Source organism: Aquincola tertiaricarbonis, assembly GCF_023573145.1.
Lineage (GTDB): Bacteria > Pseudomonadota > Gammaproteobacteria > Burkholderiales > Burkholderiaceae_C > Aquincola > Aquincola tertiaricarbonis_B.
The window spans coordinates 1,566,301-1,592,630 of the sequence record NZ_CP097635.1; the positions used below are offsets into that span (position 1 = coordinate 1,566,301).

22 protein-coding genes are annotated in these 26,330 nt (G+C 69.0%); 10 read left to right on the top strand and 12 right to left on the bottom strand.

Translation table 11 applies throughout. The annotated features are described in order from the left end of the window. Complete coding sequence (locus tag MW290_RS07245; protein ID WP_250194008.1) at positions 1 to 1,677, top strand: long-chain fatty acid--CoA ligase; 1,677 nt, start codon at positions 1 to 3, stop codon at positions 1,675 to 1,677. On the opposite strand, the gene darG is transcribed toward MW290_RS07245, so the two are convergent. After that, on the bottom strand, positions 1,674 to 2,759 hold the full coding sequence (darG, locus tag MW290_RS07250; protein ID WP_250194009.1) for a type II toxin-antitoxin system antitoxin DNA ADP-ribosyl glycohydrolase DarG: 1,086 nt from the start codon (positions 2,757 to 2,759) through the stop codon (positions 1,674 to 1,676). The genes MW290_RS07245 and darG overlap by 4 nt on opposite strands. Then, positions 2,759 to 3,412 carry a type II toxin-antitoxin system toxin DNA ADP-ribosyl transferase DarT gene (gene darT, locus MW290_RS07255; protein ID WP_250194010.1) on the bottom strand — a complete coding sequence of 218 codons (654 nt, stop codon included), beginning with the start codon at positions 3,410 to 3,412 and terminating at the stop codon, positions 2,759 to 2,761. Before darT ends, darG begins: the two co-directional genes overlap by 1 nt. Positions 3,413 to 3,499: 87 nt before the next feature. Here darT and MW290_RS07260 point away from each other — a divergent pair, with 87 nt between their 5' ends. Together MW290_RS07260 and MW290_RS07265 are read left to right on the top strand one after the other, a co-directional pair. Then, entirely contained in the window at positions 3,500 to 4,564 is a 1,065-nt protein-coding gene (locus MW290_RS07260) for a Gfo/Idh/MocA family protein (protein WP_250194011.1), read from the top strand. A 169-nt stretch (positions 4,565 to 4,733) separates the two neighbouring features. Next, complete coding sequence (locus tag MW290_RS07265; protein ID WP_250194012.1) at positions 4,734 to 5,324, top strand: lipocalin family protein; 591 nt, start codon at positions 4,734 to 4,736, stop codon at positions 5,322 to 5,324. 40 nt (positions 5,325 to 5,364) lie between these two features. Here MW290_RS07265 and MW290_RS07270 read toward each other — a convergent pair whose 3' ends face one another. Continuing rightward, entirely contained in the window at positions 5,365 to 6,420 is a 1,056-nt protein-coding gene (locus MW290_RS07270; RefSeq protein ID WP_250194013.1) for a phosphatase PAP2 family protein, read from the bottom strand. 260 nt (positions 6,421 to 6,680) lie between these two features. Here MW290_RS07270 and MW290_RS07275 point away from each other — a divergent pair, with 260 nt between their 5' ends. Both MW290_RS07275 and MW290_RS07280 read left to right on the top strand, forming a co-directional pair. Next, complete coding sequence (locus tag MW290_RS07275) at positions 6,681 to 7,493, top strand: ABC transporter substrate binding protein (RefSeq protein ID WP_250194014.1); 813 nt, start codon at positions 6,681 to 6,683, stop codon at positions 7,491 to 7,493. Continuing rightward, the gene (locus tag MW290_RS07280) at positions 7,493 to 9,805 is read left to right on the top strand and encodes an ATP-binding protein (RefSeq protein ID WP_250194015.1); all 2,313 of its coding nucleotides are present in this window, start codon (positions 7,493 to 7,495) and stop codon (positions 9,803 to 9,805) included. The genes MW290_RS07275 and MW290_RS07280 overlap by 1 nt, the downstream gene beginning before the upstream one ends. Here MW290_RS07280 and MW290_RS07285 read toward each other — a convergent pair. Next, the gene (locus MW290_RS07285; protein ID WP_250194016.1) at positions 9,764 to 10,516 is read right to left on the bottom strand and encodes a response regulator transcription factor; all 753 of its coding nucleotides are present in this window, start codon (positions 10,514 to 10,516) and stop codon (positions 9,764 to 9,766) included. The two genes, MW290_RS07280 and MW290_RS07285, sit on opposite strands and share 42 nt — an antisense overlap. Positions 10,517 to 10,649: 133 nt before the next feature. On the opposite strand from MW290_RS07285, the gene MW290_RS07290 reads away from it, so the two are divergent. Next, complete coding sequence (locus MW290_RS07290) at positions 10,650 to 11,279, top strand: helix-turn-helix transcriptional regulator (protein WP_250194017.1); 630 nt, start codon at positions 10,650 to 10,652, stop codon at positions 11,277 to 11,279. Positions 11,280 to 11,292: 13 nt separating this feature from the next. On the opposite strand, the gene MW290_RS07295 is transcribed toward MW290_RS07290, so the two are convergent. The 5 genes from MW290_RS07295 to MW290_RS07315 all read right to left on the bottom strand — a co-directional run bounded on the left by MW290_RS07295 (position 11,293) and on the right by MW290_RS07315 (position 15,975). Further along, entirely contained in the window at positions 11,293 to 12,456 is a 1,164-nt protein-coding gene (locus MW290_RS07295; RefSeq protein ID WP_250194018.1) for an ABC transporter substrate-binding protein, read from the bottom strand. 18 nt (positions 12,457 to 12,474) lie between these two features. After that, positions 12,475 to 13,212 (bottom strand): ABC transporter ATP-binding protein, encoded by a 738-nt coding sequence (locus MW290_RS07300; protein ID WP_250194019.1) that lies wholly within the window; start codon positions 13,210 to 13,212, stop codon positions 12,475 to 12,477. Further along, positions 13,205 to 14,008, bottom strand: a complete 804-nt coding sequence (locus tag MW290_RS07305) for an ABC transporter ATP-binding protein (RefSeq protein WP_250194020.1) — start codon at positions 14,006 to 14,008, stop codon at positions 13,205 to 13,207. Before MW290_RS07305 ends, MW290_RS07300 begins: the two co-directional genes overlap by 8 nt. Further along, positions 14,001 to 15,029 (bottom strand): branched-chain amino acid ABC transporter permease, encoded by a 1,029-nt coding sequence (locus MW290_RS07310; protein ID WP_250194021.1) that lies wholly within the window; start codon positions 15,027 to 15,029, stop codon positions 14,001 to 14,003. The genes MW290_RS07305 and MW290_RS07310 overlap by 8 nt, the downstream gene beginning before the upstream one ends. Positions 15,030 to 15,111: 82 nt before the next feature. Beyond that, a complete protein-coding gene (locus tag MW290_RS07315; RefSeq protein ID WP_250194022.1) occupies positions 15,112 to 15,975 on the bottom strand; it encodes a branched-chain amino acid ABC transporter permease in 864 nt (287 codons plus the stop codon). Between the two features lie 255 nt (positions 15,976 to 16,230). Between MW290_RS07315 and MW290_RS07320 the strand changes: the two genes are divergently transcribed. Continuing rightward, positions 16,231 to 17,160, top strand: coding sequence for a 2-hydroxyacid dehydrogenase (locus tag MW290_RS07320; protein WP_250194023.1), 930 nt, complete (start codon positions 16,231 to 16,233; stop codon positions 17,158 to 17,160). Between the two features lie 13 nt (positions 17,161 to 17,173). Then, the gene (locus MW290_RS07325) at positions 17,174 to 18,856 is read left to right on the top strand and encodes a class I adenylate-forming enzyme family protein (protein ID WP_250194024.1); all 1,683 of its coding nucleotides are present in this window, start codon (positions 17,174 to 17,176) and stop codon (positions 18,854 to 18,856) included. A gap of 8 nt (positions 18,857 to 18,864) precedes the next feature. Here MW290_RS07325 and MW290_RS07330 read toward each other — a convergent pair whose 3' ends face one another. Beyond that, positions 18,865 to 20,130 carry a TetR/AcrR family transcriptional regulator gene (locus tag MW290_RS07330; RefSeq protein ID WP_250194025.1) on the bottom strand — a complete coding sequence of 422 codons (1,266 nt, stop codon included), beginning with the start codon at positions 20,128 to 20,130 and terminating at the stop codon, positions 18,865 to 18,867. A 213-nt stretch (positions 20,131 to 20,343) separates the two neighbouring features. On the opposite strand from MW290_RS07330, the gene MW290_RS07335 reads away from it, so the two are divergent. Continuing rightward, positions 20,344 to 21,108, top strand: coding sequence for an SDR family NAD(P)-dependent oxidoreductase (locus tag MW290_RS07335; RefSeq protein ID WP_250194026.1), 765 nt, complete (start codon positions 20,344 to 20,346; stop codon positions 21,106 to 21,108). Here the strand turns inward: MW290_RS07335 and MW290_RS07340 are convergent. Further along, positions 21,105 to 23,570, bottom strand: coding sequence for a chemotaxis protein CheW (locus MW290_RS07340; protein ID WP_250194027.1), 2,466 nt, complete (start codon positions 23,568 to 23,570; stop codon positions 21,105 to 21,107). The two genes, MW290_RS07335 and MW290_RS07340, sit on opposite strands and share 4 nt — an antisense overlap. A gap of 157 nt (positions 23,571 to 23,727) precedes the next feature. Further along, complete coding sequence (locus MW290_RS07345) at positions 23,728 to 25,263, bottom strand: glycine betaine ABC transporter substrate-binding protein (RefSeq protein WP_375142724.1); 1,536 nt, start codon at positions 25,261 to 25,263, stop codon at positions 23,728 to 23,730. 78 nt (positions 25,264 to 25,341) lie between these two features. Between MW290_RS07345 and MW290_RS07350 the strand changes: the two genes are divergently transcribed. Next, complete coding sequence (locus MW290_RS07350; RefSeq protein WP_250194028.1) at positions 25,342 to 26,313, top strand: MBL fold metallo-hydrolase; 972 nt, start codon at positions 25,342 to 25,344, stop codon at positions 26,311 to 26,313. Positions 26,314 to 26,330: the final 17 nt, after the last annotated feature.

Sequence of the window (26,330 nt, forward strand, 5' to 3'; positions counted from 1 at the left end):
ATGGCCGCTGTCGTGCCCGCCCGCCCCCACCCGCACTGGCCGCCGGGCCTTGCACACCACCTCACGCTGCCGCGCACCCACCTGTGGTTCAACGTCGAGGTGTCGGCCACCCGCTACCCCGACAAGCCCTTCCTGCTGTTCTACGACACGCCGCTGAGCTTTGCCGACTTCAAGGCCGAGGCCGAGGCACTGGCCGGCCACCTGCAGCAGGTATGCGGCGTGCAGCGTGGCGACCGTGTGCTGCTGCAGATGCAGAACAGCCCGCAATGGGCGCTGGCCTTCTACGCCATCCTGCGGGCCGACGCGGTGGTGGTGCCGGTCAACCCGATGAACCGCAGCGAAGAGCTGCGCCACTACGTGCACGACAGCGGCGCCCGCGTCGCTTTCGTCGCGCAGGACCTGCTGGACGAACTGCTGCCCCACCTGGGCGTGCCCGACGGCCTGCAGCACATCGTGGTGTCCACCTATGCCGACCACCTGAAGCAGCCCACCGACCTGGCGGTGCCGGCCTTCGTCAGTGCGCCGCGTGCGGTGCCTGAGCGTGCCGGCGTGCATGCCTGGCACGCGGTGGTGCAGGCCGGCCATGCGCCCGGGCCGCTGCAGGGCGGGCCGGACGACCTGTGCGTGATGCCGTACACGTCGGGCACCACCGGCCACCCCAAGGGCTGCATGCACACCCATGCCACGGTGATGACCACGCTGGTGGGCAGCGTGCAATGGTTCAGCCGCACGCAAGACACCGTGTACCTGGGCGTGCTGCCCTTCTTCCACGTCACCGGCATGTCGGGCGGGCTCAACGGCCCGATGTTCAGCGGCGCCACCGTGGTGGTGCTGCCGCGCTGGGACCGCGAAGCGGTGGGCCGCTGCATCCAGCGTTACCGCGTCTCGGTGTGGCAGGTCATCTCCACGATGATGATCGACTTCCTGTCGCAGCCGGATGTCGAGCGCTTCGACCTGAGCAGCCTGCAGGCGGTGCGCGGCGGCGGCGCCGCGATGCCGGCGGCCATCGTGGCCAAGCTCAAGGCCCTCACCGGGCTGGACTATGTCGAGGGCTACGGCATGTCCGAGACCATCGCCGCCACCCACATCAACCCGCCGCACCGGCCCAAGCCGCAATGCCTGGGCATCCCGGTGTTCGACGTTGATGCGCGGCTGATCGACCCCGGCACGCTGGCGCCGGTGGCCCCGGGCGAGGTGGGCGAGATCGTGATCCACGGCCCGCAGGTGATGCAGGGCTACTGGCGCGCGCCGCAGGCCAACGAGAGCACCTTCGTGCAGATCGACGGCAAGCGCTTTTTGCGCACCGGCGACCTGGCGCGGGTGGACGACGAAGGCTACTGGTTCATGGTCGACCGCCTCAAGCGCATGATCAATGCCGCCGGCTTCAAGGTGTGGCCGGCCGAGGTGGAGGCGCTGATGTACCAGCACCCCGCCATCCAGGAAGCCTGTGTCATCGGCACCTTGGACGAACGCCGCGGCGAAACCGTCAAGGCCCTGGTGGTGCTCAAACCCGGCGCCGCCGGCCAGGTGACCGAGCAGGAAGTGGCCGACTGGTGCCGCCAGCACATGGCCGCCTACAAGGCCCCCAAGCTCATCGAATTCGTCGAATCCCTGCCCAAGTCGGGTACGGGCAAGGTGCAGTGGCGGATGTTGCAGGAGCGGGAGCGGGGAAGCTAAGCAGCTGCGTACAGCGGGCTGCGGCGCAACTGATCCAGGGCGATCTGAACGGCTCGCTCATCGAAGATCTGCTGCTTGCGGCGGCCGGCACCGCCGGCCTGATCGGCCGGCCAATGCGCCAGGCCGTGCAGCAGCGCAGGCACTTCGGGGGCCACGCCCTCGCGACTGATCAGCCAATCCACTGAGGCAAGCAGCTCCATGCCGAACGGCGACTCGAAGCCGCTGATCACGCGGCTGACGAGCTCGAGTGCGGGCGCCACCTCTTTGCCTTCGCTTTTCAGGTAGGCCTGCACCACTTCCTGGCGATCTTCGTTGAACGCGATCACGTCCAACGGCGCGGCGTCCGCGATGCGCTTGTCCGACTTCAGGTAGCTGCCGTCGAGGCTGTCGAGCAGGTGGTTGAGGTGCGTGGCAAAAGGCCCGTACCGGTGCGCCCGGAAGTTCAACTTCAGGTCGTTGCGCAGTCCCAGGTGATTCAGGCTGCGCTCAATGAACCAGGCGAGCTTTTGCACCTCGAGCAGGCTGCATTCCATGCCAAGCACCCAGTAGCGGCGAATCGCTTCCGCCACCAGCGCACGCGCAGGGGTCAATGCCTGCACGCCCGACCGCTTGGCCACGTTCTGATAACGGCCAGTCGGCTCATAGACGACGACCTCCACGCCATCGAGGTCAGCAAGCGCCTTGTGAATGCAGGCCTTCACCACGCCCCAGTCGAGGCCGCCGTTGCCCGCGCCCAAGGGCGGGATCGCCACTGACCGGATGTTGAGTTCCTTCAACACCCGCTTCAGGTCCACCAGCCCAGCTTCCACCCACTCCAGCCGCGACGGGTTCCGCCAATGGTCCTTCGTAGGAAAGTTGATGATCCACCGCGGCGCCTCCAGTTCGTCAGTCTCGGTCACGAACATCCGCCCCACCTGGACTTCGCCTGCCTTGCAGGCGGCCGCGTACAGCTTGAAGTTGCGCTCGAAGCGCTCCTTGAACATCAAGGCGATGCCCTTCCCCATCACACCCACGGTGTTGACGGTATTGACCAGCGCATCCACGCGCGCTTCCAGAAGGTTGCCTTGGGTGTACGAAATCATCAGAGATACCAGCCAGGACGTGTGACCACCTGGAGCTGTTTGCAGGCTGCCGCCACGGCTTGCTCGACCAACATCTTGCCATCGTCATCCGCACAGACGATGCCGGACAAGCCCTGCAACGGCACCTGCCGGTGGACCAGCACCTCTGCCTGATAGCGGCCGAACTTGCCCGGGTCGTCGGGGTCCCGGCGAAAGTCTCGCTGCTGCAGGATGCGCCAGTCCAGCTGCGCCAGGTCCTCAACGCGCTGGAAGTACCGGACCACGCCGTTGTTGGCATGGGTATCGGTGAAGAGCCAGGTCAGGCCCAGCGCAGAAATCCGGTGCAGATCGGACACGAGGATCAGGATGTCCTGCGGACGATGCTGCTGCACGCCATTCCATCCGGTCCTGATGGCCAACATCATCGGCGAAAAAGGGGTGAAGTAGAACGGGACATAGTCGTTCAGCACCCCGCCCGCCCCCGCGCGAACGGGCCATGAGGCGCGTTTGGCGATGAGCTCCTGGTTGCCAATGCTGACCCACTGCGGTGAACGTGTCGCGCTGTTGCCGCAGTGCAGGCCATGCTCCAGCACCCACGGCAGGTTGCTGCGGTGGATGATCCGGAAGATGCGCGCGCGCTCAGGGTTGAGCAGGTTGGCGTAGTCGGTGGCCATGTGTTGGACGGCAGGAGTGGCGCCGCCATGCGTGCTTTTATCAGGTCCGCTGCTTGCCCTGACGGGCTGCCTTCTGCAGGAGCCCCCATGCCCGCTTCGACCTCCCCGACCCAAGACCCCTCCCAGCACCCCCTCGGCTTCGCCATCGTCGGCCTGGGGCAGCTGACGCTGGAGGAAATCATGCCGGCCTTTGCGCAGTGCCGGTGGGCCAGGCCGGTGGCGCTGGTGAGCGGCAGCCGCGACAAGGCGCTGCCGGTGGCGCGGGCGCATGGCATCGGGGAAGACCGGGTGCTGGACTACGATCACTTCGACCGCCTGCGCGACATGCCGGAGGTGGACGTGGTGTACATCGTGCTGCCCAACCACCTGCATGCCGAGTACACCCTCAAGGCCTTTGCGGCCGGCAAGCATGTGCTGTGCGAAAAGCCGATGGCGGTGACGCCCGAGGAATGCCACCGCATGATGGACGCCGCGCGAGCGGCCGACCGGCAGCTGATGATCGCCTACCGCCTGCACTTCGAGCCCTTCAGCCAGCGGCTGACCGCGCTGTGCCGCGAGCAGGCGCTGGGCGCCGTGAAGACACTGATGGCCAGCAACTGCCAGGTGACCACCGCACCCGACATCCGGCTGCAGGCCGACAAGGGCGGCGGCCCGATCAGCGACACCGGCATCTACTGCATCAACGCCGCCCGCATGGTGACGGGCGAAGAGCCGACGGAAGTGGTGGCGTTTGCCCACCAGCCAGCGGACAACCCGGACTTTGCCGAGGTGCCCGAGAGCGTGGCCTTTCTGCTGCGCTACCCGTCGGGTGTGGTGGCGCACTGCGAAACCAGCTTCGGGGCCGCCGAAAGCCGCCACCTGCGGGTGCATTGCGCCCAGGGCTTCATCGACCTGGAGGCCGCCTTCTCCTACCAGGGCCAGCAATTGCGCCTGCGCCGCGGCAGCCCCAGCACCGGCCCGGCCAGCACCGAGGAGCTGCTGATCCGGCCGGTGAACCATTTCGCGGCCGAGATGGACGCCTTCTGCGAAGCGATCCACAGCGGCCAGCCGGTGCCCACCGATGGCCGCATGGGCCTGGCCGATGTGCGCATCATCCGCGCGCTGCAGCGCTCGATCGACGAGGGCGGTGTGGTGGCGGTGGATCGCGACTGAGTATCGAGCCCAGCGGGCTCACCCGCGAGCGGGGGCGCACAAGCGCAATCGCCCATGGCCTACAGGCTTATCGGACGGTGTCGGTTGCGGCGGGGGCGCCGTCACGCGAGCATTCCATCAGGCGCCGGTATGGTCTGGCGCCACGCCGCCTGCGATGGATGCCGCGACGATGAAGATCCCCAAGACCCTGCTCACCCCGACCCGCCGCCCCGCGCTGCGCAAGCGCCACCTGGCCGCTGCCGGCCTGGTGCTGGGCGCCGCCGTGCTGCTCACCGCCTGCCAGAGCACCCCAACGCGCCCGCCGCTGGCGGTGGCCGAGCGCTTGGACATCGACCGCTACATGGGCGACTGGTACGTGATCGCGGTGATCCCGACCTGGCCTGAGCGCGACGCCTACGATGCGCTGGAACGCTACGAGCGACGGCCCGATGGCAAGATCGCCACCACATTCACCTTCCGCCACGGCGGCCATGACGAGCCGCTGAAGACGATGAACCCGGTGGGCACCGTGCTGCCGAACACCGGCAACGCCATCTGGACGATGCAGTTCCTGTGGCCGTTCGAGGCCGACTACCGCATCATGCACATCGACCCGGACTACAAGGAAGTGGTGGTGGGCCGCGAGAAGCGCGACTACGTGTGGATCATGTCCCGCACGCCCACCATGCCCGCGGCCGACCTGGAACGGCTCACCCGCTTCGTCGAAGCGCAGGGTTACGACGTGAGCAAGCTGCGCAAGGTGCCGCAACGGCCGCGCTGAGGCCAGCAAGCTGAGCGCGCAGCCGCCGCGGCGCACTCAGCTACAGGCGCCCAGCGTGATATGCAATCAGCTCGTCGCGCGCAAGCTTCATCAGTTGGACGAACTCCGAGCTCTGCTTCAACTGGTCGACCAACCAATGGGCCAGGCGGCGCCCAGCTTCGCTGTCACTGGGGTAGTGCAGGCCGGCGATTTCTCGCCGTTGAGCTATGTCGCTGGCCGCCTCATCGAGCTTTTGCGGGTCGAGGGTTGAGTCCACCTCCTGCAGCACGAGCGCAGCGGCATGCGCCATGGTGGCGTGCCCGCTGGGGTAGGCCGGGTGTCCAGGATGGTAAGGGTGCGGCGGGGGGAACATCCCGTCAACGCAGCCGTTCTCTGTCGCAGGCCGCCCCCGCATGAAGCGCTTCTTCAAGGTAAACAGTGGCGCATCGATGGACCCATCCAGCCGTCGCAGCAGTTCCAGGGTATGCGTGCACAGCGTGGGATAGGTGAGATCTCCCACCAGCTTGAGCACTTCGTCGATCGCGTTGCGCCAGGATTTCGCTTCCCAAGTGATCTGACCTTCATGCGCCGTGCGCAGTTTGCGTTTGTACTCCTGCAGCACGCTGCACTCATTCACGGAAGGCTCCGGCAAGAAAAGACCTTCGAACGCCTGCCAGTTGGCCGGCAGCAGGGATGTGTCGCCGCGCTCATCCTTCGTCTTGAAGTCGCCGGTCCATTCGCTGTCCTGGAACTGGTGCGGAAAGCGAGGCCACTCTTCAGCGGCCCGCAATTGCCGGTCGGCCGGCGTGACGATGCCGTCGACGAACGCGATGAGCATGCGGCTCTTGATGCCTTGTTTCTTGAACTCCGGGGCATGCCGCACCCACCAATTGATGGCGCATTCACGTGTGCCACCCGCAGGGTAGATCTCGGTGTCGAGGTTGCCTGAACCGTCCAACGTCGCGTCGAGGTCCCAACGCGCGGTGGCCGACGCCATGCGTGGCGGCCGAGACGGCCTTCTGGGAACCACCCCGGCGTCGCAGGCATCGTTCTCCGGAAACACCGGTGGATCCTTCTTGTTGACCACCACCACCCACGCAAAGTAGCTCTTCGTCATTGCGCCGCTCCTAAAATGAATTGCCGACATCGGCAGGCGGAAAGTAGCCAGTTCGCACCATGAAGGGCATTACCCGTTGGTCCTATGCCATGGGCTTTGTGGGCCTCCTTCTGGGGCTGGCAAGCGTGCCGCGGCACACCGCGCAGGAACCCGTGCTCACCCGAGTGGCCTACATCGGTGGTTGGCCCACAGTCCAGGATGAATCGTTCGCGCAATTCATGCGCGCACTTTCGCAAGTCAATCCCCAATGGCCACAGCAGATGCAGTTCCTGCACTTCAATGCCGGGATCGACGACGTGACGGCGGCGCGCCTGGCAGTGCAGCAGGCGGTGCAGGCTGGTGCGTCAGTCATGGTGCTACCAACAGGCATCACGGCGCTGGCGGCCCGCCGCCTGGGCGTGCCGATACCCGCGGTCTTCGCCACCTACACCGATCCCATGCGCGACGGCATCGTGGACTCGATGACGTCACCCCATGGCATGACCGGGATTTCGCTGGCGGATTGGCTGGACGAGAAGCGGCTGGATGTCCTGCGCCAAGCGTTTGGCGGCTTGCAGCGCATCGGCGTGCTGGCCGACCGCGAATGGGTGGCCCTTTTCGACGTCGAGCGCCGCTTGGCCGCCTATGGCCAGGAAACCGGGGTGCAGCTGACCCTGTTCCTGGCCCAGGACGAAGCCGACGTCATCACGCAGATGGACAGCCCCACGGCCGCGCGGCAGCAGGCCTGGTACATCCCACCCACCTTCGTGTCCTACGTGGCCGAAGGGACCATCCGAACGCAGCTGCAGCGGCTGCGCCGGCCCGCCATGTTCGGCACCACCGAGGAGGTGCAGGCCGGTGGACAGATGGCCTATGCCCAGGACACCAGCTTCGCGATGCCCACGCTGGCCGAGATGCTGGGCCGCGTGCTGGCTGGCGAGCTGCCACAGCACATGCCGGTGGAACGGCCACGCCGCTTCGTGCTGTCCGTGCGGCTGGGTGACGAATTCGCGGTAGACGTGGCCCCGGCCGTCGTGCGCAAAGCCGACCTGGTCATCACCGCCCATGCGGCCTTGCCGGCGGTGCCGCACTGATGGTGCCAAGCTCTTTGGCTGCGCGCTATGCGCTGATGGTGGGTGGGCTGAGCATCGGCTTGCTCCTGGCGGCGGGTGGCCTGCACACCTGGATGGCCTACCGCCAGGCGCGCACCGCGATCGCCGAGCTGCAACGCGTACACACCGAGGCCGCAGCGCAGGAGATCGCGCAGGCACTGCGTCGCACCGAGGACACGCTGCGCGATGCGGCCAAGATGCCTTGGGAGCGGAACGGCTTCGGTGTCGAGGCCTTGCGCGAGGAGCTCGCGCGCCTGCTCGTGCTGGCACCTGCGGTGCTGGACGTGCGGCACGCTTCGCCGCAGCCTGACTTCGCGGTCTTCGTCTCCCGGGCCGATCGCCAGGCACCCAGCGTCGCTCCGGCCGACTGCCAGGCCGACACACACTATGGCAACACTCGCTATGACGCGGGCGTGCCGCTGCTGGAACTGAGCGTGCCCACCCACCGGCCGGGCAGCTGCCTGATTGCCACCCTCAACCTGCGCTTCCTTGCCGACGTGGTGTCGGGCCTGCGCATCGGGGACCACGGCCAGGTGTACGTGGTGGACGCGGCCGACCACCTGATTGCGCACCCACGGCCCACGCATGCGCTGCGACAGCTCTCGCTGGGCGACTACGGGCCGGTGGCCGCGGCCCGGTCAGCCAGCCCTGACCAGCGCTGGCCGGTCAACGGCATGGATGCAGTGGATGTGGACGGCGTACCGGTGATCGTCACCGCCGCGCCAATCCCCGGCCCACGCTGGTTGGTGTTGGCCCAGCAACCCCGATCGGAAGCGCTTCGGCCCGTGGTGACCAGCGTGGCACAAACGCTGGCACTGGTGCTGCTCGCAGGCCTGCTGGCGGCCATGGCCAGCGTGTGGTTCTCGCGGCGTATGGCGGCTCCCATCGTCGCGCTGCGCCGGGCCACGGCGCGCATCGCGGGTGGCAACCTGTCTTCAGGCGTGGGTGCTGCCATCGACGCCCGCGGCGGTGCGGAGCTGACGGCGCTGGCGCAAGACTTCAACGAGATGACGCGCCAGCTGCAGGCCTCCTACCGCGGGCTGGAAGCCAAGGTGGCCGAACGCACCGCGGAGCTGTCGGCCGCGCGCGACCTGCTGCTGCAGCAGTCGCAGGATCTGGCGCGCCTGAACGAACAGCTGCGGGCGCAGCTGCAAGCCCTGGCGGTCAGCCAGGAGCAGGCGGTACGGGCCAGCGCGGCCAAGACCCGCTTCCTGGCCGCGGCCAGCCACGACCTGCGACAGCCCATGCATTCGGTGAGCCTGCTGATGAGCGTGCTGCGCGAGCGGCTGCAGCAACCCGAACACCTGTCGCTGGCTGACAAGGTGAGCCGCTCCATCGGCGCGATGGAGCACCTGTTCTCCGGCCTGCTGGACATCTCGCGGCTGGACGCGGGTGCCGTGCATGCACAGCCCGGGCCGCAGCCGCTCGACGACATGCTGGCCCGTGTGCTGTGCAGCTATGAGCCACAGGCGGCGGCCAAAGGCCTGCGGTTGCAGCTGCGTGCCCCACGCGGAGTGCTGGTGCGCACCGATGCCGCCATGCTGGAACGCGTGCTGGGCAATCTGGTGGCCAATGCCGTGCGATACACCGCCAGTGGTGGGGTGCTGATGGCTGCGCGACTGCGTGGTGCCGAGGTGCTGGTGCAGGTCATCGACACCGGCCCCGGAATTCCCGCAGCCCACCTGGACGACGTGTTCGAGGAGTTCTTCCGCCTCGACGGCGGCAGTGGCCACCCCGGCGGACTGGGCCTGGGGCTGTCCATCGTCAAGCGCAGTCTGGCCATGCTGGGACACCCGCTGCAGGTGCGTTCGCGCCTCGGTCACGGCACCAGCTTCGGCTTCCTGCTGCCACGGGTAGCCGGCTGGCCATTGATGACCGACACGACCGGCGTGCAGCCCTTGGACGATGGGCGGCTGGCAGGTTGCTTCGTGCTGCTGGTGGACGACGACGCCGACAACCGGGATGCCCTGCGGGCGCTGTGCCTGCAATGGGGCTGCCTGGTGGCCGACGCCAGTTCGGGAGAGGCCGCCCTGGCCGAGGTGGACCGCCACCTGCGCACCCCCGACCTGGTCATCACCGACCAGAGCCTGGGCGATGGCTGGACGGGCACCACGCTCGTGACCGAACTGCGCCAGCGCCTGGACGACCAGCTGCCCGCAGTGGTGCTGACGGCCGACCTCTCGCCAGAGACGGATGCACAGATTGCAGGCATCCACGCGGTGAAGCTGGCCAAGCCGGCCAGCGCCCAGCGGCTACGCCAGGCCGCCATCGGCGCGCTCGCCCGCGTCGCCTGATGCCTGCGCCAGCGCGGCGGTGAAACTGGGGCCCAGGCGACCGGCTTCGATGACCGCCTGCGTGCGGGTGGTCACGTTCAAGGCCCGAAGCACGGCCGATGTGTGCGCCTTCACGGTGCCCGGCGCCAGGTTGAGCGTTCGTGCGATCAGCTTGGCCGGCATCCCCTGCAGGATGAGGGCCAGCACCGCCGACTGCCGCGGCGTGATGCCCAGGTCGGCGGGGATGGGGCCCGCGCCGCCCACCGGGGCCACCTGCGCACCCGCCGCCGGCGGCACCGGGCGTGGCGGTGGACGAGCCGCCGACACCGGCGCGGCCAGCACGCTGGTGGGCAGGTAGATGCCCTTGGCCATGATGAGCCGCAGCGCCGCAGCGAACACGGCCGAACTTGAACTCTTGGGGATGAAGCCCATCGCCCCGGCATCCAGGGCGCGCAGCACGGTCTCACGGTCGTCGTTGGAGGACAGCGCCACCACCGGGCACTGCGGCAGCCGCTCGTGGAAGCAGGCAATGCCTTCCAGACCATTCATGCCAGGCAAGCCCAGGTCCATCAACACCAGGTCGGGCTGCATCGGCGCCTGCGTGTCGAGCAAGGTCAGTGCTTCTTCGCAGGAGCCCGCTTCCCACACGACCAGGGGATCCACCATCGGTCGCAGCAGCAGGGCCAGCCCCTCACGGAACAGCGCGTGGTCGTCGACGAGCATCACGTTCATGGCCGGATGATGGTAGCGCCGGCAGCTGCCTTCATCCCCCTGCCGGCCTAGGCCTTTTGGCCTGGGCCATGCGGCTGATCGTCAGCGACGCCGCAGCGCGCTGCAATGCAGGCCAGTTTCAGGAGAGTCCGTCATGGCCACACCGCTTGTCTCCACGCACACCGATACGGCCTGCCGCTGGCCGATGCGACAGGTGAACGAAGACTTCGCTCCCTCGCCCTGGAACCTGCTGGCGGCTGCGCTGGACCAGCTGGACTGCGGTCTTGTGGTGCTGGACGAGCGGTTGGCCTTGCTGCATGCCAACCGGCACGGCCGCCAACGGCTGCTGATGCCGGCGGGCGACCTGTCAGTCCGGCTTCTGCCGGAGCTGATGCAGCGTGCCTCCCAGGCCTTGCTGCTGGGCCGCCGCAGCCTGCATGCGCTGGCCGGCAGCCCGCAAGACGCCGTCGCGGTGCTGCCACTGCCCGGCCAGGAAGGAGGCAGCGCAGGCGTGCTGCTGGTGGCCAGCCGCGGCGGCATCTGCTCGGCAGTGACCCTGGGGTTGTATGCCCAACAGCACCGCCTGACTCTGGCAGAGACGCAGGTGCTGCAGGCGCTGGCCGGCGGCGCCAGCCCGGATCAGATCGCCCGCCAGCACGGCGTGGCGCCCTGCACCACACGCACCCACATCAGCAGCATCCGGCAAAAGACCGGCTCTGCCAGCATCACCGCCCTGCTGCGCCACGTCGCGGGCCTGCCGCCCGTGGGCGCGCTGGTGGGGTGAAGGCCCGCGCGGGCTACTTCGCCGCGTTCAAGGTGCTCAGCTTCACCTCACGGATCTTGCCGTTCTCCACCACGCCCACGCGCGTGTCGTTGATGGTGCCGCCCTTGTCGTCGATGCCTTCCAGCGAGCTGGGGTTGTTGGCGTTGGTCAAGGCCTTGACGGCCTTGTCCATCTGCGCGCGGATGGCCACCGCGTCGGTGGTGGTGCCGGCCAGCTTCATCGCGATGGCGGTGGCATGCACCATGGTGTAGTTGTACGAGACCTCCGAGCTGGGCGTACGGCCCGAATGGCCCTTGCGGAAGCGCTCGACGAAGTCCTTGGCTGACGCGCTGGAGTCCTCGGCCAGCGGTAGCACGCCAATGGCGCCTTCCAGCATCGCGTAGCCGCCGGTCACGGCCGAGATCTCGTCCATCTTGGCCTGGTCGATGATGGCGAAGCCGCCCTTGAAGCCCAGCTCACGCGCCTGCTTGACCACCAGGCCCGTGGGCTCGGAAGCGCCGCCGATGAACAGCACGTCGGGCTTGGCCGCCAGCACACGGCTCACGCCGCTGTAGAAATCGGCCGCGCGGTTGTAGCTCATCGGGTTCTCGGCCACCACCTTGCCGCCGGCTGCTTCCCAGGCCGGCTTGAAGGCCGCCGTCCAGGCTTTGGCGTAGTCGTGGTCGGCATTGGCGATGGCCAGGTTCTTGCCGTACTTGCCCATGGTGTGCTTGACGAAGGGCTGCACGTACGAGGTGTACTCGGGCGGAATGCGGATGGTGAGCTTGTTGCCGCGCGCGGTGATCTGCGGCACGCTGCTGTAGGCCAGCACCATGTACTTCTGCGCCTCGTTCTGCGTCTGCAGCGCGAAGATGCCGCCCGAATGCGGCACCAGGATGGCCGGCGTCTTGCTCTCCTGCACCAGGCGCTGGGCGTTGATGGCCGTCTCGCTGGGGTTGTACTTGTCGTCCAGCGCCACGATCTCCAGCTTGACCTTCTTGCCGGCCACTTCCAGGCCCGCCGCATTCACCTCGGCCGCAGCCATCTGCATGCCGTCCAGCACGTTTTTGCCGTACAGCGCCGCGCCTCCGCTCAAGGGCCCGGAGTAGCCGATCTTCACCACGTCCTGGGCGAAGGTGGGCGCCGCCATCACGGCCGCAGCAGCCGCCAGCGCAAGGGAACGAATCGTCAGCTTCATGTTTGTCTCCAGTGGGGGTCAAGCGCCGATGTAGGCGCGGCGGATTTCGTCGTTCTTGAGGAGGCTTTCTCTGTCGCCTTCCATCACGATCCGGCCGTTCTCGATCACGTAGGCGCGGTCGGCGATCTTCAGCGCCGCGTAGGCGTTCTGCTCGGCCAGGATCACGGTGGTGCCGCTGCGGTTGATGCGCTGGATCACCTCGAACACCTGCTTGACCACCAGCGGCGCCAGGCCCAGCGAAGGCTCGTCCAGCAGCAGGGCCTGCGGCCGGCCCATCATCGCGCGGCCGATGGCCACCATCTGCTGCTGCCCGCCGCTCAGCGAGCCCGCCGGCTGGTGCTGCTTTTCCTTGAGGATGGGGAACAGCGCCATCACCTCGTCCAGCATGCGCTGGTTGCCGGCCTTGTCGCCGCGGTGCACATAGGCGCCCAGGTTCAGGTTCTGCAGCACGCTCATCTGCGGAAACAGCTTGCGGCCTTCGGGGCACAGCACCAGCCCGCCCGCCACGATCTGCGAGGGCTTGCGGCCCACCAGCTCCTGGCTGCCGAAGCGGATGCTGCCGCCACGGGCCTTGTGGATGCCGCTGGTGGTCAGGAAGATGGAACTCTTGCCCGCGCCATTGGCGCCCAGCAGCACCACCAGCTCACCCGGCTTGGCCTGCAGGCTCACGCCGTCCAGCGCGCGGAAGCTGCCGTAATCCAGCGTCAGGTTCTCGATCACCAGGCCGGTGCCGGCCTTCGCTTGGGGGTCAGACATCGGCATGCTCCGCGCCCAGGTAGGCGTCGATCACCGCGGGGTTGTTGCGGATCTCGGCCGGTGTGCCCTCGGCGATCTTCTCGCCGTAGTTCAGCACCATGATCTTGTCGGCCAGGCTCATGATCATGTTCATCTTGTGCTCGATCAGGCACACGGTGATGCCGTGCCGCACGAACTTGCGGATCAGCTCGGCCAGGCCCAGCGTCTCATCGGGGTTCACGCCACCGGCCGGCTCGTCCAGCAGCACCAGCTGCGGGTCGGTGGCCAGCGCCAGCGCAAAGGCCACGCGCTTGCGCTCTTCCTGCGTGATGTCGCCGGCCATGCGGTGCGCGATGTGCGACAGGCCGACGAAGTCCAGCGCCTCGCGCGCCTTCTCGCGGCACAGCTTTTCTTCGGCCTTCAGGCGCGCGCTGTTGACGATCACGTCCCACAGGTTGGCGCGGGTGCGCAGCCGGTGGCCCACGATCAGGTTGTCCAGCACCGTGGCCATGTCGAACAGCGCCGTGGTCTGGAAGGTGCGCGAGACGCCCAGCTGCGCCACCTGGTCGGTGCGCAGGCGGGTGACGTCGGTGCCGTTGAACACGATCTGCCCACTGGTGGCCGGGTGCACGCCGCTGATCAGGTTGAAGAACGTGGTCTTGCCGGCGCCGTTGGGGCCGATGATGGCGTTGATCTTGCCGCGCTCGATGGTGGTGCTGACGTCGTTGACCGCCACCAGGCCGCCGAAGCGCTTGGTGAGCTTGCGGATTTCCAGGCAGGCGCTGCCGGCCGCGGTGCTGCGGGCTTCATCACGCATGGCGTTGGCCTCCGGTGGACACGCTGGGCACCGCCTTCAGCGGCGCCGTGGTTCGCTGCGCAGCGGCAGCAGGCTCGGCCGCCTGCGAAGCGCGGCGCGCGCGCCAGCCCAGCCAGCTGCCCACGATGCCGTGCGGCACGAAGATGACGAGCAGCACGAGGATGGGTCCGAACACCAGGAAGCGGTACTCCTGCAGAAACTGCAGGTACTGCGTGATCCACGGCACCGAGATGCTGCCCAGCAGCGGCCCCAGCAGCGTGCCCAGGCCGCCCACCAGCATGTACATGGTCATGTCGAAGGTGTGTTCCACCGCCGCCACGCCCGGGCCGAGGAAGCGCACGAAGCCCGCATACAGCCCGCCGGCCAGCCCGGCATAAAACACCGACAGCACGAAGGCCAGCAGCTTGGTGCGCATCAACCGGATGCCCAGCGCCTCGGCCAATGCATCGCTGTTGCGGATGGCCATGAAGCTGCGGCCCATCAGCGAGTTGACGATGCGCCGCATCACGAAGATGCCCAGCACCAGGAAGAAGAACACCAGGTAGTACAGCGCGCGCGGCGTGTCGAAGACCAGCGGCCCGATGGGCGAAGGACCGGGGATGCCGATGATGCCCACGGTGCCGTGGGTCAGGCTTTCCCACTTCTCGATCACCAGGAACATGATGTAGCCCACGCACAGCGTGAAGATCGAGAAGTAGTGGCCCTTGAGCCGCAGCGACACCGCACCCACCGCCGCCCCCAGCGCGGCGGTGACGAAGCCCGACAGCGCGAAGGCCACCCAGAAGGGCACCTGGTGGTCCACGGTGAGGATGCCCACGGTGTAGGCCCCCACGGCCATGAAGCCGGCATGCGCCAGGTTGAACTGCCCGGTGTAGCCGGTGATCAGGTTCAGGCCGATGGTGGCGATGGCGTAGATGTAGGCCGTGGACATCACCGTCAGGTGGTAGTCGTTGCCCGCCATCAGCGGAAAGGCCAGGCCCGCGACGAAGAGCGCCAGCCAGCCGAGGGTTGCGCGGGACATCACAGGACTCCTGCCGGGCCGCCCCAAAGGAGGCCTGCGCCCCCTTGGGGGGCAGTGAACGAAGTGAGCGTGGGGGCTGACATCAGTGGGCTCCTTTCGCGAACAGGCCTTGAGGGCGGAAGGAGAGGATCAACACCAGCAGCGCGAAGGCGATGATGTCCTTGTAGTCGGTCGAGATGTAGAAGGCCCCGAAGCTCTCGGCAAAGCCGATGATCAGGCCGCCGACGATGGCGCCAGGCACGCTGCCCATGCCACCCAGGATGATGATGACGAAGGCCTTGGTGATCACCAGATGCCCCATGGCCGGGTACACCAGGTTGATGGGCGCATACAGCGTGGCCGCCACCGCGGCCAGCACGCCGCTGATGGCGAAGGTCATCATCGCCACGCGGTTGGCATCGATGCCCACCAGCGAAGCACCGTCGCGGTTCTGCGCCATGGCCACGATGGTGGAGCCGGTGACGGTGCGCCGCAGGAACAGGTGCAGCAGCACCATCAGCGCAAAGGCCGCGCCGATGATCAGCAGCCGCTGCACGGGTGCGGTGACCCCCGCGAAGTCGATGATGCCGGTGTACGGCGTCTGCATGCGGTGGAAGTCGGCGCCCCAGATGGCCTGCGCACCCGCCTCCAGGAACAGCAGCATGCCGATGGCCGCGATCATCGGGTGCAGGCCCGAGGCATGGCGCAGCGGATGGAAGACCAGCCGCTCGGCCAGCGTGGCCAGCGCGGCCACCGCCACGGCCGAGCCGGCCATCGCGAGCCAGTAGTTGGCGCCGTACTTCGACATCAGGTGGAAGCTGATGAAAGCCCCCGCCATGTAGAAGGCGCCATGCGCGAAGTTGGGCACGTGCAGGATGCCGTACACCAGCGTGAGGCCCAGCGCGACGAGGCTGTAGATGCCGCCGAGCGTGAGACCGTTGAGCACTTGCTGAAGGAAGAGATCCACGTGGACTGCCTGTGGCGGTGGAAGCTGGGCCACGATGGTTGCAAGCCGCCTTTGTAGGCGTCAACCGAAAGCACGGTATGCATTTCGTGATGTGCAATAACTCGGGCAAACACCGACCCGTGCCGGAAGTTTCTAGGGGACAGCCCTGATAGGCTGCTGTCGCAGAGGTGGCAGGTCACATCGGGTTCGGCCCTAGTCCGCCACGGTTTTAGAATTTCGGGGATGGGCCTTTGGCGCCCACCCGCAAGGAGTGAGATGGGCATCCTGCTGTTGTCTTCGCCGCTGCCCGCGGCCCCGTTTGCCGATGCGCTGCGCGCCGCCGCACCCGATGTGCCGGTGTGGACGAGCGTGGAAGAAGCCCCGCCTGAAGCGGTGGAGATCGTGATGGCCTGGCGGCTGCAGGCCGGCGTGCTGCCCCGCTTTCCCAAGCTGCGCGCGCTGTGCTCGCTGGCCGCGGGCGTGGACAAGCTGATCCACGTGCCCGACCTGCCGCCCGAGCTGCCCGTCACCCGCGTGGTCGACCCGATGCAGGGCGTGCAGATCGCGCAGTACGTGCTGGCCGGCACCCTCACCTTCACGCGTGACCTGCGGCGCTATGCCGACCAGCAGGCGCGCGGCGTGTGGGACCGCCACCCGGTGCGGCCGGTGTCGCAATGCCGCGTGGGCCTGCTGGGCCTGGGCGCGGTGGGCCAAGCCATCGCTCGCGCGTTTGCGCCGCTGGCCTACCCGGTGGCCGGCTGGTCGCGCCGCCCGCGCGAGCTGCCCGGTGTGCAGACCTTTGCCGGCGATGCGCATCTGCCCGCGCTGCTGGCGCAGACCGACATCCTGGTGTGCGCCCTGCCCCTGACCGCCGACACCCGCGGCCTGCTCAACCGAGAGCGCCTGTCGCAGCTGCCGCGTGGCGCCATCGTGGTGAACGTGGGCCGCGGCGAGCAGGTGGTGGAGCCCGACCTGAAGGCGCTGCTGGATGAAGGCCACCTGGCGGGCGCGGTGATGGACGTGTTCGACCGCGAACCGCCGCGCCCCGACGACTGGACCTGGCAGCATCCGCAGGTGCTGGCCACGCCGCACATCGCGGCGCAGGCCTCTTTCAGCACCGTGGCCACGCAGTGCGTGGACACGCTGCGCCGCCTGCGCAACGGCCAGCCGCCGCAATGGTTGGTGGACCGCAGCGCCGGCTACTGAGAAGGACGTGCCCATGACCCCCGACCTGGACGTCGACTTCGGCGTCATCACCGACCAGATCCGCGCCCATGCGCACGCCGCGCCCGAGCGGCGCGCGCTGGTGGACCCGCAGCGCACGCTGAGCTACGGCGAGCTGGACGCGCTGATGGACCGCGTGGCCGCCAGCTTGCAGCGCGACGGCCTGCAACCGGGTGATGCCATCGGCATCTGCGCCGCGTCGTCGGCCACCTATGCGGCCGTGTTCCTCGGCGCGTTGCGCGCCGGCGTGGTGGTGGCACCGCTGGCCCCGGGCGTGCTGCCGGCCGCCTTTGCCAACATGCTGCGCGACGCAGGCGCGCGCCTGCTGTTCGTCGATGGCAGCGTGGCCGGCACCACCGGGCCGGCCGCCGAAGGCAGCGCGCCGCGCATCGCGCTGGACAGTTCAGAACTGTCCGCCCCCAAGCTCGCTGCGCTCGCGCCCCCCAAGGGGGCGCTCAGTCCCTTGGGGCGGCCCGGCGGGACTGAGGCCGGCCAACCGCTCGAAGACTGGCTGGCCCCCGAAGGCGCGAAGCCGCAGCCGGTGGCGCCGCAGCCGGGCTGGCCCTTCAACATCATCTATTCGTCGGGCACCACCGGCGAGCCCAAGGGCATCGTGCAGGGCCATGGCATGCGCTGGTCGCATGTGCGGCGCGGCATGCGCTACGGCTACGGGCCGCAGGCGGTGTCGCTGCTGTCCACGCCGCTGTACTCCAACACCACGCTGGTGGTGTTCTTCCCGTCGCTGGCCGCGGGCGGCACCGTGCTGCTGATGCCCAAGTTCGACGCCGCCGGCTACCTGAAGCTGGCCGAAGCCGAGCGCATGACGCACACGATGCTGGTACCGGTGCAGTACCAGCGGCTGATGGCGCGGCCCGACTTCGATGCGCACGACCTGTCGGCCACGCAGGTGAAATTCAGCACCAGCGCGCCCTTCCATGCGGCGCTGAAGGCCGATGTGCTCAAGCGCTGGCCCGGCGGCCTGGTGGAGTTCTACGGCATGACCGAAGGCGGTGGCACCTGCATCCTGGAAGCACATGCCTTCCCGGACAAGCTGCACACCGTGGGCCGGCCCTCCGAAGGCCACGACATCCGCGTGATCGACGACGAAGGCCGCACGCTGCCGGTGGGCGAAGCCGGCGAGGTGGTGGGCCACTCGCCCGGCATGATGACCGGCTACCACAACCGCCCGGAGCAGACGCGCGCGGTGGAGTGGTTCGACGAGACCGGCAAGCGCTTCATCCGCACCGGCGACGTGGGCCGCTTCGATGCCGAGGGCTTTCTGACGCTGGTGGACCGCAAGAAGGACATGATCATCAGCGGCGGCTTCAACCTCTACCCCAGCGACCTGGAAGCGGTGCTGCGCGAGCACCCGGCGGTGGCCGAGGCCTCGGTGATCGGCGTGCCTTCGGCGCAGTGGGGCGAAACGCCGGTGGCCTACGTGGTGCTGCGCGCCGGGCAGGCGGTGACCGCCGATGCGCTGCGTGCGTGGACCAACGAGCGCCTGGGCAAGACGCAGCGGCTGGCCGACCTGCGCCTGGTGGCTGAATTGCCGCGCAGTGCGATCGGCAAGGTTCTTAAGCGCGAGCTTCGTGACCTGTATATGACGCCCCCAAGCTCGCTGCGCTCGCTACCCCCCGGGGGGGCCGCTCAGTCCCTTGGGGCGGCCCGGCGGGACTGACGGTCGTTTCAGCCCGCCGGCACCAGCAAGCCCTGGAACAACGGCCGGGCATACAGCTCGGCCGCGCTGTCCACCCGCGCATCGGGCACCCAGCGGTGCAGCTCGGCCGCGGCGTTGATGCCGCCCACCAGCACCTGCGCGGCCATCTGCGTGTCCAGCGGCCGCACCGAGCCGTCCACCACGCCTTGCACCAGCAGGCCCGCCATGCGTTGCGTCAGGCGGTGCAGCGTGGTGCGCACGGTGTCGCGGTGGGCCTGGTCGGGCAGCGCGCTGGTGGCCGAAGCGCGCAACAACGGCCCCTGCGCCGACAGCTGGAAGCGCACCAGCGCACGCCCCGCCGCCGCGGCGCGCGCGCCGCCATCACCCTCGGCCTGCGCAGCCAGCCGCAAGGCCTGGCGCAGCACCGAAAAGCTGCGCTCGAAGCACTCGGTGATCAGGTCTTCCTTGTTGTCGTGGTGGTGGTAGAACGAGCCCTTGGTGACGTTGAGCCGGGCCGAGATCTTGTCGACCGAGGCGCCGCGGTAACCCTGCTCGTTCACCAGCGCGGTGGCCGCACGCAGAAAGGCGTCGGCCGCCGCGTCGCTGACGTCCAGCAGGCGCCAGCCGGCCTCGGGCGACGCGGCCTCCTGCGGCCAGCGGCCGCCGGCCAGCACGCCGTGCAGCAGGACGTCGGCGGCCTGCGCGGCCAGATCGGCGTACTCGTCGGGCTCGTACTGCCACAGCCACACCCGCAGCCACAGCGCGGCCGACAGCAGCACGTGGCCGCGCGCGTTCAGCTCGCGGCGGCCGATGCCGGCGGTCTCCGGGCCCTTGAGCAGGCCGCGCACTTGTCTATACATGTCGGTGTAGCGGCCCCAGGCCTCTTCGGCCTGCGGGCTGGGCAGGGCCAGCATGTCATTGAACTGCATGACCGCCGGCTGCTCGCCGCGCTCCACTGCGGCCAGCGCCTGCGCATGGCCCACCAGGTAGGCGCGCACCCGGGTGGCCACATCGGGCTGCCGTGCGGCCTCGGCCACCAACTGGTCGTGCAGGTCCAGCGCGCGCAGCACGCAGGCGATCGCCAGGTCTTCCTTCTTGCGGTAGTAGTAGGTCACGCTGTTGGTGACCAGGCCCACCCGGCCGGCGATGTCGGCCAGCGTGGCACCCTTGACGCCACGCTCGTTGAACACCGCCACCGCGGCCTGCAGCAGGGCCTCGCGCTTTTCCTGGAAGCGCAGCGTCTGCGCGGCAGTGGCGGCCGGGGCCGTGCGCAGGGGCAACGCGGGTGAACTCATACGGCGGGCATGGGCTGGCGAAAACTGCACGGATGATACGGGCGCGCCGCTGGCGGGCCACCGCCGCAGCATGCCGCGTTTCGAAGACCGGGTACGTCGGCGTTTGCCCTTGTCGCCCACCTTACACACCGGGTTAGCGTTGTTGGGGATGCCGCGCTTCAGAAGCACTGGTACGGTATGCGGCTCAGCCCAACCACACCCCGGAGCGCGCGCATGTCTCTTTTTTCGCTTGAAGGCCAGGTGGCCGTCATCACCGGCTCGTCCCGCGGCATCGGCAAGGCCATTGCCGAGCGCATGGCCGAACAGGGCGCACGGGTGGTGATCTCGTCGCGCAAGGCCGAGCCCTGCAACGAGGTGGCCGCCGCCATCAATGCCCGCCACGGCGCAGGCCGGGCCATCGCCATCCCGGCCAACATCTCCAGCAAGCAGGACCTGCAGCACCTGGCCGAAGAAACCGCGCGCCGGCTGGGCCCGATCGACACGCTGGTGTGCAACGCGGCCAGCAACCCCTACTACGGGCCGATGGCCGGCATCGAGGACGACCAGTTCCGCAAGATCCTGGAGAACAACGTGATCGCCAACCACTGGCTGATCAACTTCGTGGCGCCCTCGATGGTGGAGCGCCGCCAGGGCTCCATCGTCATCGTCTCCAGCATCGGCGGCCTGCGCGGCTCGCCGGTGATCGGCGCGTACAACATCTCCAAGGCCGCCGACTTCCAGCTGGCGCGCAACCTGGCGGTGGAACTGGGGCCGCACAACGTGCGCGTCAACTGCATCGCGCCGGGGCTGATCCGCACCGACTTCGCCCGCGCGCTGTGGGAAGACGAAGCCATGCTCAAGCAGCGCATGTCCACCACGCCGCTGCGCCGCATCGGCGAGCCCGACGAGATCGCCGGGGCGGCGGTGTTCCTGGCCAGCAAGGCCGGCAGCTACATGACCGGCCAGAGCATCGTAGTGGACGGGGGCGTCACCATCTAGACGCTTGCCGTCGGCTCCGGCAACGCCCGGTCCGACGTCGCCTGCCACAGCACGCGCGCGTCCAGCAGCGTGAGCATGTGGCGGCCGTTGCCCTGCACCAGGCGCTCGGTGCCGTTGGGCACGGTCTGCAGGTCGTCGGGGTGCACCTCGAACACCGGGCCCAGTTCGTCCACGCGCAGCGCCAGGCGATGCTGCGGGCCGGCCTGGGCCACGACGATGGGGGCATCGTCCACCGGCGGGCGGTGGATGCCGCGCAGCAGCGCCACGTCCAGCACCGGCAGCAGCGCGTCTTCGTATGAGAGCAGCCCCGGCAGGTGCGGGCGCAGGCTGCGGGCCTGGGGCAGCGGCGTCACGCGCACGCCGTCAGGCGCCTGCAGCACCTGTTCGATGGGCAGGCCGAACCAGCCATCACCCAGGCGGAAGGCCGCCACCCGCAGCAGCGGCGCGCGGCCCCGTCGGCCGGTCACCGGCCGCGCCTCGAAGGGGAGCACCGGCGGCTCGGCCGCGGGCAGGCGCCGGCCCAGCGGTGTGATCACCAGCGTGCCCACGTCGTCGGCCGCGTCGGTGCGGGCCACCGGGTATTCGCGGTAGCCGCCCGCCATCGCGTAGCCCACCGCATGGGCCACGCCGTTGATGTCGATCACGCAGGCACCGGAAGCGCCGGCCGCCAGCTGGCCCCAGCCCGGCGGCAGCGGCACCGGCTGGCCCACGGGCTGGGTGGCATCGGTGCTGGCCACCAGCAGGCCGCTGCGGGTGACGATCTGCGCGCAGCCGGCCAGGTCGCGCGGCATGGCGTCCGCCAGCATCGCGGTGAACTGGGGCGCGCCGTCGAACACGATGCCGATGGCACCCACCGGCCGTTGCTGCGCATCGCGCAGCGCGGCGCCAAACACGTAGGTGGACCGGCCTTCGTACAGCGCGCTGGGCTGGTGGCGCGAGACGGCATGGGCCTGGCTGTCGCGGCAGGCCAGCGCCGCGGCCACCCAGGGCTCGTCGATCACCTGGCCACGCCAGTGCGCGGCTCCGGGCTGCGAGACGGCCACCACCTGGCCTTGCAGGTCCACCAGCACCAGCAGGGTGTACACGGTGTACAGCCGGTTGATGTGGGCCAGCACGGCCTCTGCCTGGGGTACCTCGGCCTGGCCCGCCAGGGTGGCGCGCAGCACGCCGTCCAGCGCCCACCAGCGCACGTCGTTGGCCCGCTCATAGAGGTTGCGGTCCATGATGTCGATGGCCAGCCGGGCATGGTGGCGCACGCGGTCGAACACCGCGGCCAGGGTGCTGCGGTGCAGGTTGGCGATGGCCTGGTCGAACACGCCGCGCAGGCGTTCGCCGGTCAGGCCCACCTCGCCCAGCAAGGTGCTGGCGAAGGCGGCGCCGGCCAGGCTGTCTTCGCTCTGGCGCAGGCGGCCGTTCCACAGCAGGCGGGCCAGGCCGCGCTCGATGCGCTGGGCCTGCGGGCCGATGGCTTGCAGCTGCGCATCGAACAAGCGCTGGGTGTCGATGCGGTCCAGGTCGGGCGGCAGGGCCTGCTGCTCGGCGCCCTGCCCCGGCAGCGGCGGCTCGAAGGCGGCATCGGCCGGCACCACGGCCAGCGCACGCCAGCCCGGGCCGCCATAGCCTTCATAGCCGGTGGGCCGGGCCAGCGCGGCCACCATCTCACGCCCGGCAAAGCGCAGGCGCGGCTGTGCATGCTGGGGCAACACCGCGCCCACCGGCAGCAGCCAGGGGTCGGAGCTGGCCACCACCCGCGCCTGTGCGTCGATCAGCGCCAGCGCGCCGGCATGCTGCTGCGCGCCCAGCTGGCCGAAGATGCGCTGCATCTCGTCCTCGAAGCGGAACGAGAGGCACAGCACGCCCACCACCGCACCGCCATTGCCACGCACCGCGTGGGCATACAGCAGGCCGCTGCGGCCGGGCTGCAGGGGCAGCGCGCCCGCATGCTCCACATAGCCGCTGCCACGCAAGGCCTGCGCGAACCAGGGCTGGTCGGCCACCGCAGCGGTGTCCGGCTCGCCGGGCATCAGCCGGGCCAGCACCTGGCCGTGGGGCGACAGCACCAGGATGTCGTCGTAGACCGAATACTTGGCCACGTACTCGCGGAAGCGCGCTTCCAGCGCGGCCCGGCGCTGCGGGTCGGGTTGCGGCTCGCCAGCGCACTGCTGCGCATGCGCACGCAGCTCGCTGTCGGTGGCTAGGAAGCCGACGTCGGCGGTGCGCTCGAACAGGTTGCGCACCAGCACGTCGATGGCCACCTGCGCCCGCGATTGCAGGCAGTCGCGCAGGTGGGCCAGGGTGCGGGTGGCCAACGCATCCAGCAGCGTGCTGCCCAGCTGCTCGAAGGCGCGGCGGGTGCTGCCGATGTCGGGCACCGCGCCGCTCATCTGGCCCAGCAGGGCCAGCGTGTCCCACACGCCTTGCAGCCGTTGCAGGTTTTCGCGGTGTTCCTCGACCGTCTCCATCCGGGCGACGAGGCCTGCCACTTCAGAAGAGAAAGGGAAACCTCGCCGGTAGCTGGTGGACGACATGACGCTCAAGGGTTAGCACGGGGAGCAGTCAGACTACGCGTCAGATCTGACGGTCGGTCGCCAGAATTGCCAGACGGACCACGGCCAATTGCTAGGGTGCACCGCGCCGGTGCAGCCACAGGCGTTCAGCCAGTTCGAACACCAGTTCCAGCAGCAGGGCCAGCGCCGCCGAGGGCAAGGCACCGGCCAGCATCATCTGGTTGTCGTTGAGCGCCAGCCCGGTGACGATGCGCTCGCCGAAGCCGCCGGCGCCGATGAAGGCCGCCAGCGTGGCCGTGCCCACACCGATGACGGTGGCGGTGCGCACGCCGGCCACGATGGTGGGCAGCGCCAGCGGCAGCTCCACATGCCGGCGCACCTGGCTGCGGCGCAGGCCCAGCGCGGTGGCGGCCTGCTTCAGGCCCGCGGGCACCTCGGCCAGGCCGGTGCAGGTGTTGCGCACGATGGGCAGCAGCGCATACAGCGTCAGCGCCACCAGCGCCGGCACGGTGCCGATGCGGCCCAGCGCCCAGATGAGCACCGCCAGCATGGCCAGCGAAGGCACCGTCTGGCACAAGCCCACCAGGGCCAGCAGCCAGCCCCGCGCCAGCGGCCGTGCCGAAACGGCCACCGCCAGCGGCACGCCGATGGCCACCGCCGCCAGCACCGAGGCCAGCACCAGGCCCAGGTGCTGCAGCGCCAGCCGGCCGAGGTCGGCGCCCACGAGCTTGGCCCACAGGCCGCGGGCGGCGCCCTCCCCGGCCGGTGCGCTGCGCCCGGCCAGGTGGTCGCGGGCGATGGTCTCGAAGGGCACGCCCTGCAGCTCGGCGCGGGCGTTCATCGCGATCATCTCGCGCTCGTCGATGCTGCCGGCCAGCGCCTGCAGCGCCTGCCACGCGGCAGGAAAGCGCTGCGGCACGTCCAGCCGGTACAGCACCACCGCGTCGTAGCGCGGGAAGTACTGGCGGTCATCCTCCAGCACGCGCAGGCCCAGGTGGCCGATCTTGGCGTCGGTGGTGTAGATGTCCATCACGTCGATCTGGCCCTGCGCCAGCGCGTCGTAGGCCAGGCCATGGTCCACGCCGGTGGGCTGCTGCGGCAGGCCGTAGGCGCTGCGCAGACCGGGCCAGCCGTCCTGGCGGCCGATGAATTCGTTGGACAGGCCCATTCGCAGCGCGGGGTGCGCCGCCAGGTCGGACAGCCGGCGGATGCCCAGGCGCTGGGCATCGGCCTCGCGCATGGCCAGCGCATAGCCGTCGTTGAAGCCGAGCGGAATCGCCACCCCGAAGCCCAGCGGCACCAGCTGGGCCTGGATGGACGCCAGGCTGCCCGGGCGCGGGTTCTTCAGGATCTCCTGGTCGATGGTGCCCAGGTACTCGGGGTACAGGTCGATGCGGCCGGAGCGCAATGCCTCGTACACGATGGCGGTGTTGCCCAGGCCGGCCAGCACCTCGGTGCGGGTATGCGGCGCGGCGGTCTGCGCCAGCACCTGGGCCAGCACATAGGCCTCGGTGAAACGCTTGGAGCCGATGCGCAACGGATCATCGGCGGCCCGCGCCCCAGCCAGCAGGCAACAAAAAAGCCAAAACCCGGTGAACGCCAGGCACCAACGGGATGTCGTAGCGTCGGACCGGGAGGTGCTTTGCATGGGCTGCAGGCTAGCAGCCGCCATGCCCAAGGCGCACCGCCCGTCCTTCCACAAGTCGACATCACAGGAGTCCACCCCATGCTCAATCGCCGCCAACTGCTGGGCGCCAGCCTGGCTTCCAGCGCGCTGTACGCCACCGGTTCCTTCGTGCCCGCCTGGGCGCAGAACGCGCCCGACCTGGGCACGCCCGCCCTGCCCGCCACTGGCTTCGCGCGCATGAAGGTGGGTGATGCGGAGGTGATCTCGCTGCTGGACGGCATCACCCGCCGGCCGCTGGTGGCCGAATTCGTGAAGAACGCGCCCTTGGCCGAGGTGCGGGCGCTGCTGGCTTCGCAGAACCTGCCCACCGACTACATCGACGTGCCGTACACGCCCTTCCTGATCGTCAGCGGCGGCAAACGCACGCTGGTGGACACCGGGCTGGGTGAGTTCGGCGGCCCCACCACCGGCAAGCTGCTGCAGCAGCTGCGGGCGGCGGGCTTCGCGCCCACCGACATCGACACGGTGCTGATCTCGCACTTCCACGGCGACCACATCAACGGCATCCGCAACAAGGCAGGCGAGCTGGTGTTCGCCAATGCCAAGGTGATGGTGCCGGCGGCCGAATACGCCTTCTGGATGGACGATGCGCAGATGAATGCGGCCCCGGCCGGCATGAAGGGCGCGTTCGAGAACGTGCGCCGCACCTTCGGCAACATGCCGGCCGACAGGCTGCAGCGCTTCGAGGCCGACACCGAGATCCTGCCGGGCATCCGCTCGGTGGCGGCCTACGGCCACACGCCGGGCCACACGCTGTTCGAGCTGAGCTCGGCCGGCCAGAAATTCTTCTACGTGGCCGACCTGACCAACGTGCCGGCGCTGTTCGCACGCAACCCCGACTGGGCCGTGACCTTCGACATGGATGCGGAAAAGGCCCGCCAGACGCGGCGCGCGGTGTTCCAGCGCATCACCGCCTCCAACGCGATGATGGGCGGCTTCCACTACCCGTTCCCGGGTTTCGGCCGCATGGCACCGGCCGGCAACGGCTACGCGTTCCAGCCCTCGGCCTGAAGGGCCGTGCATCATGC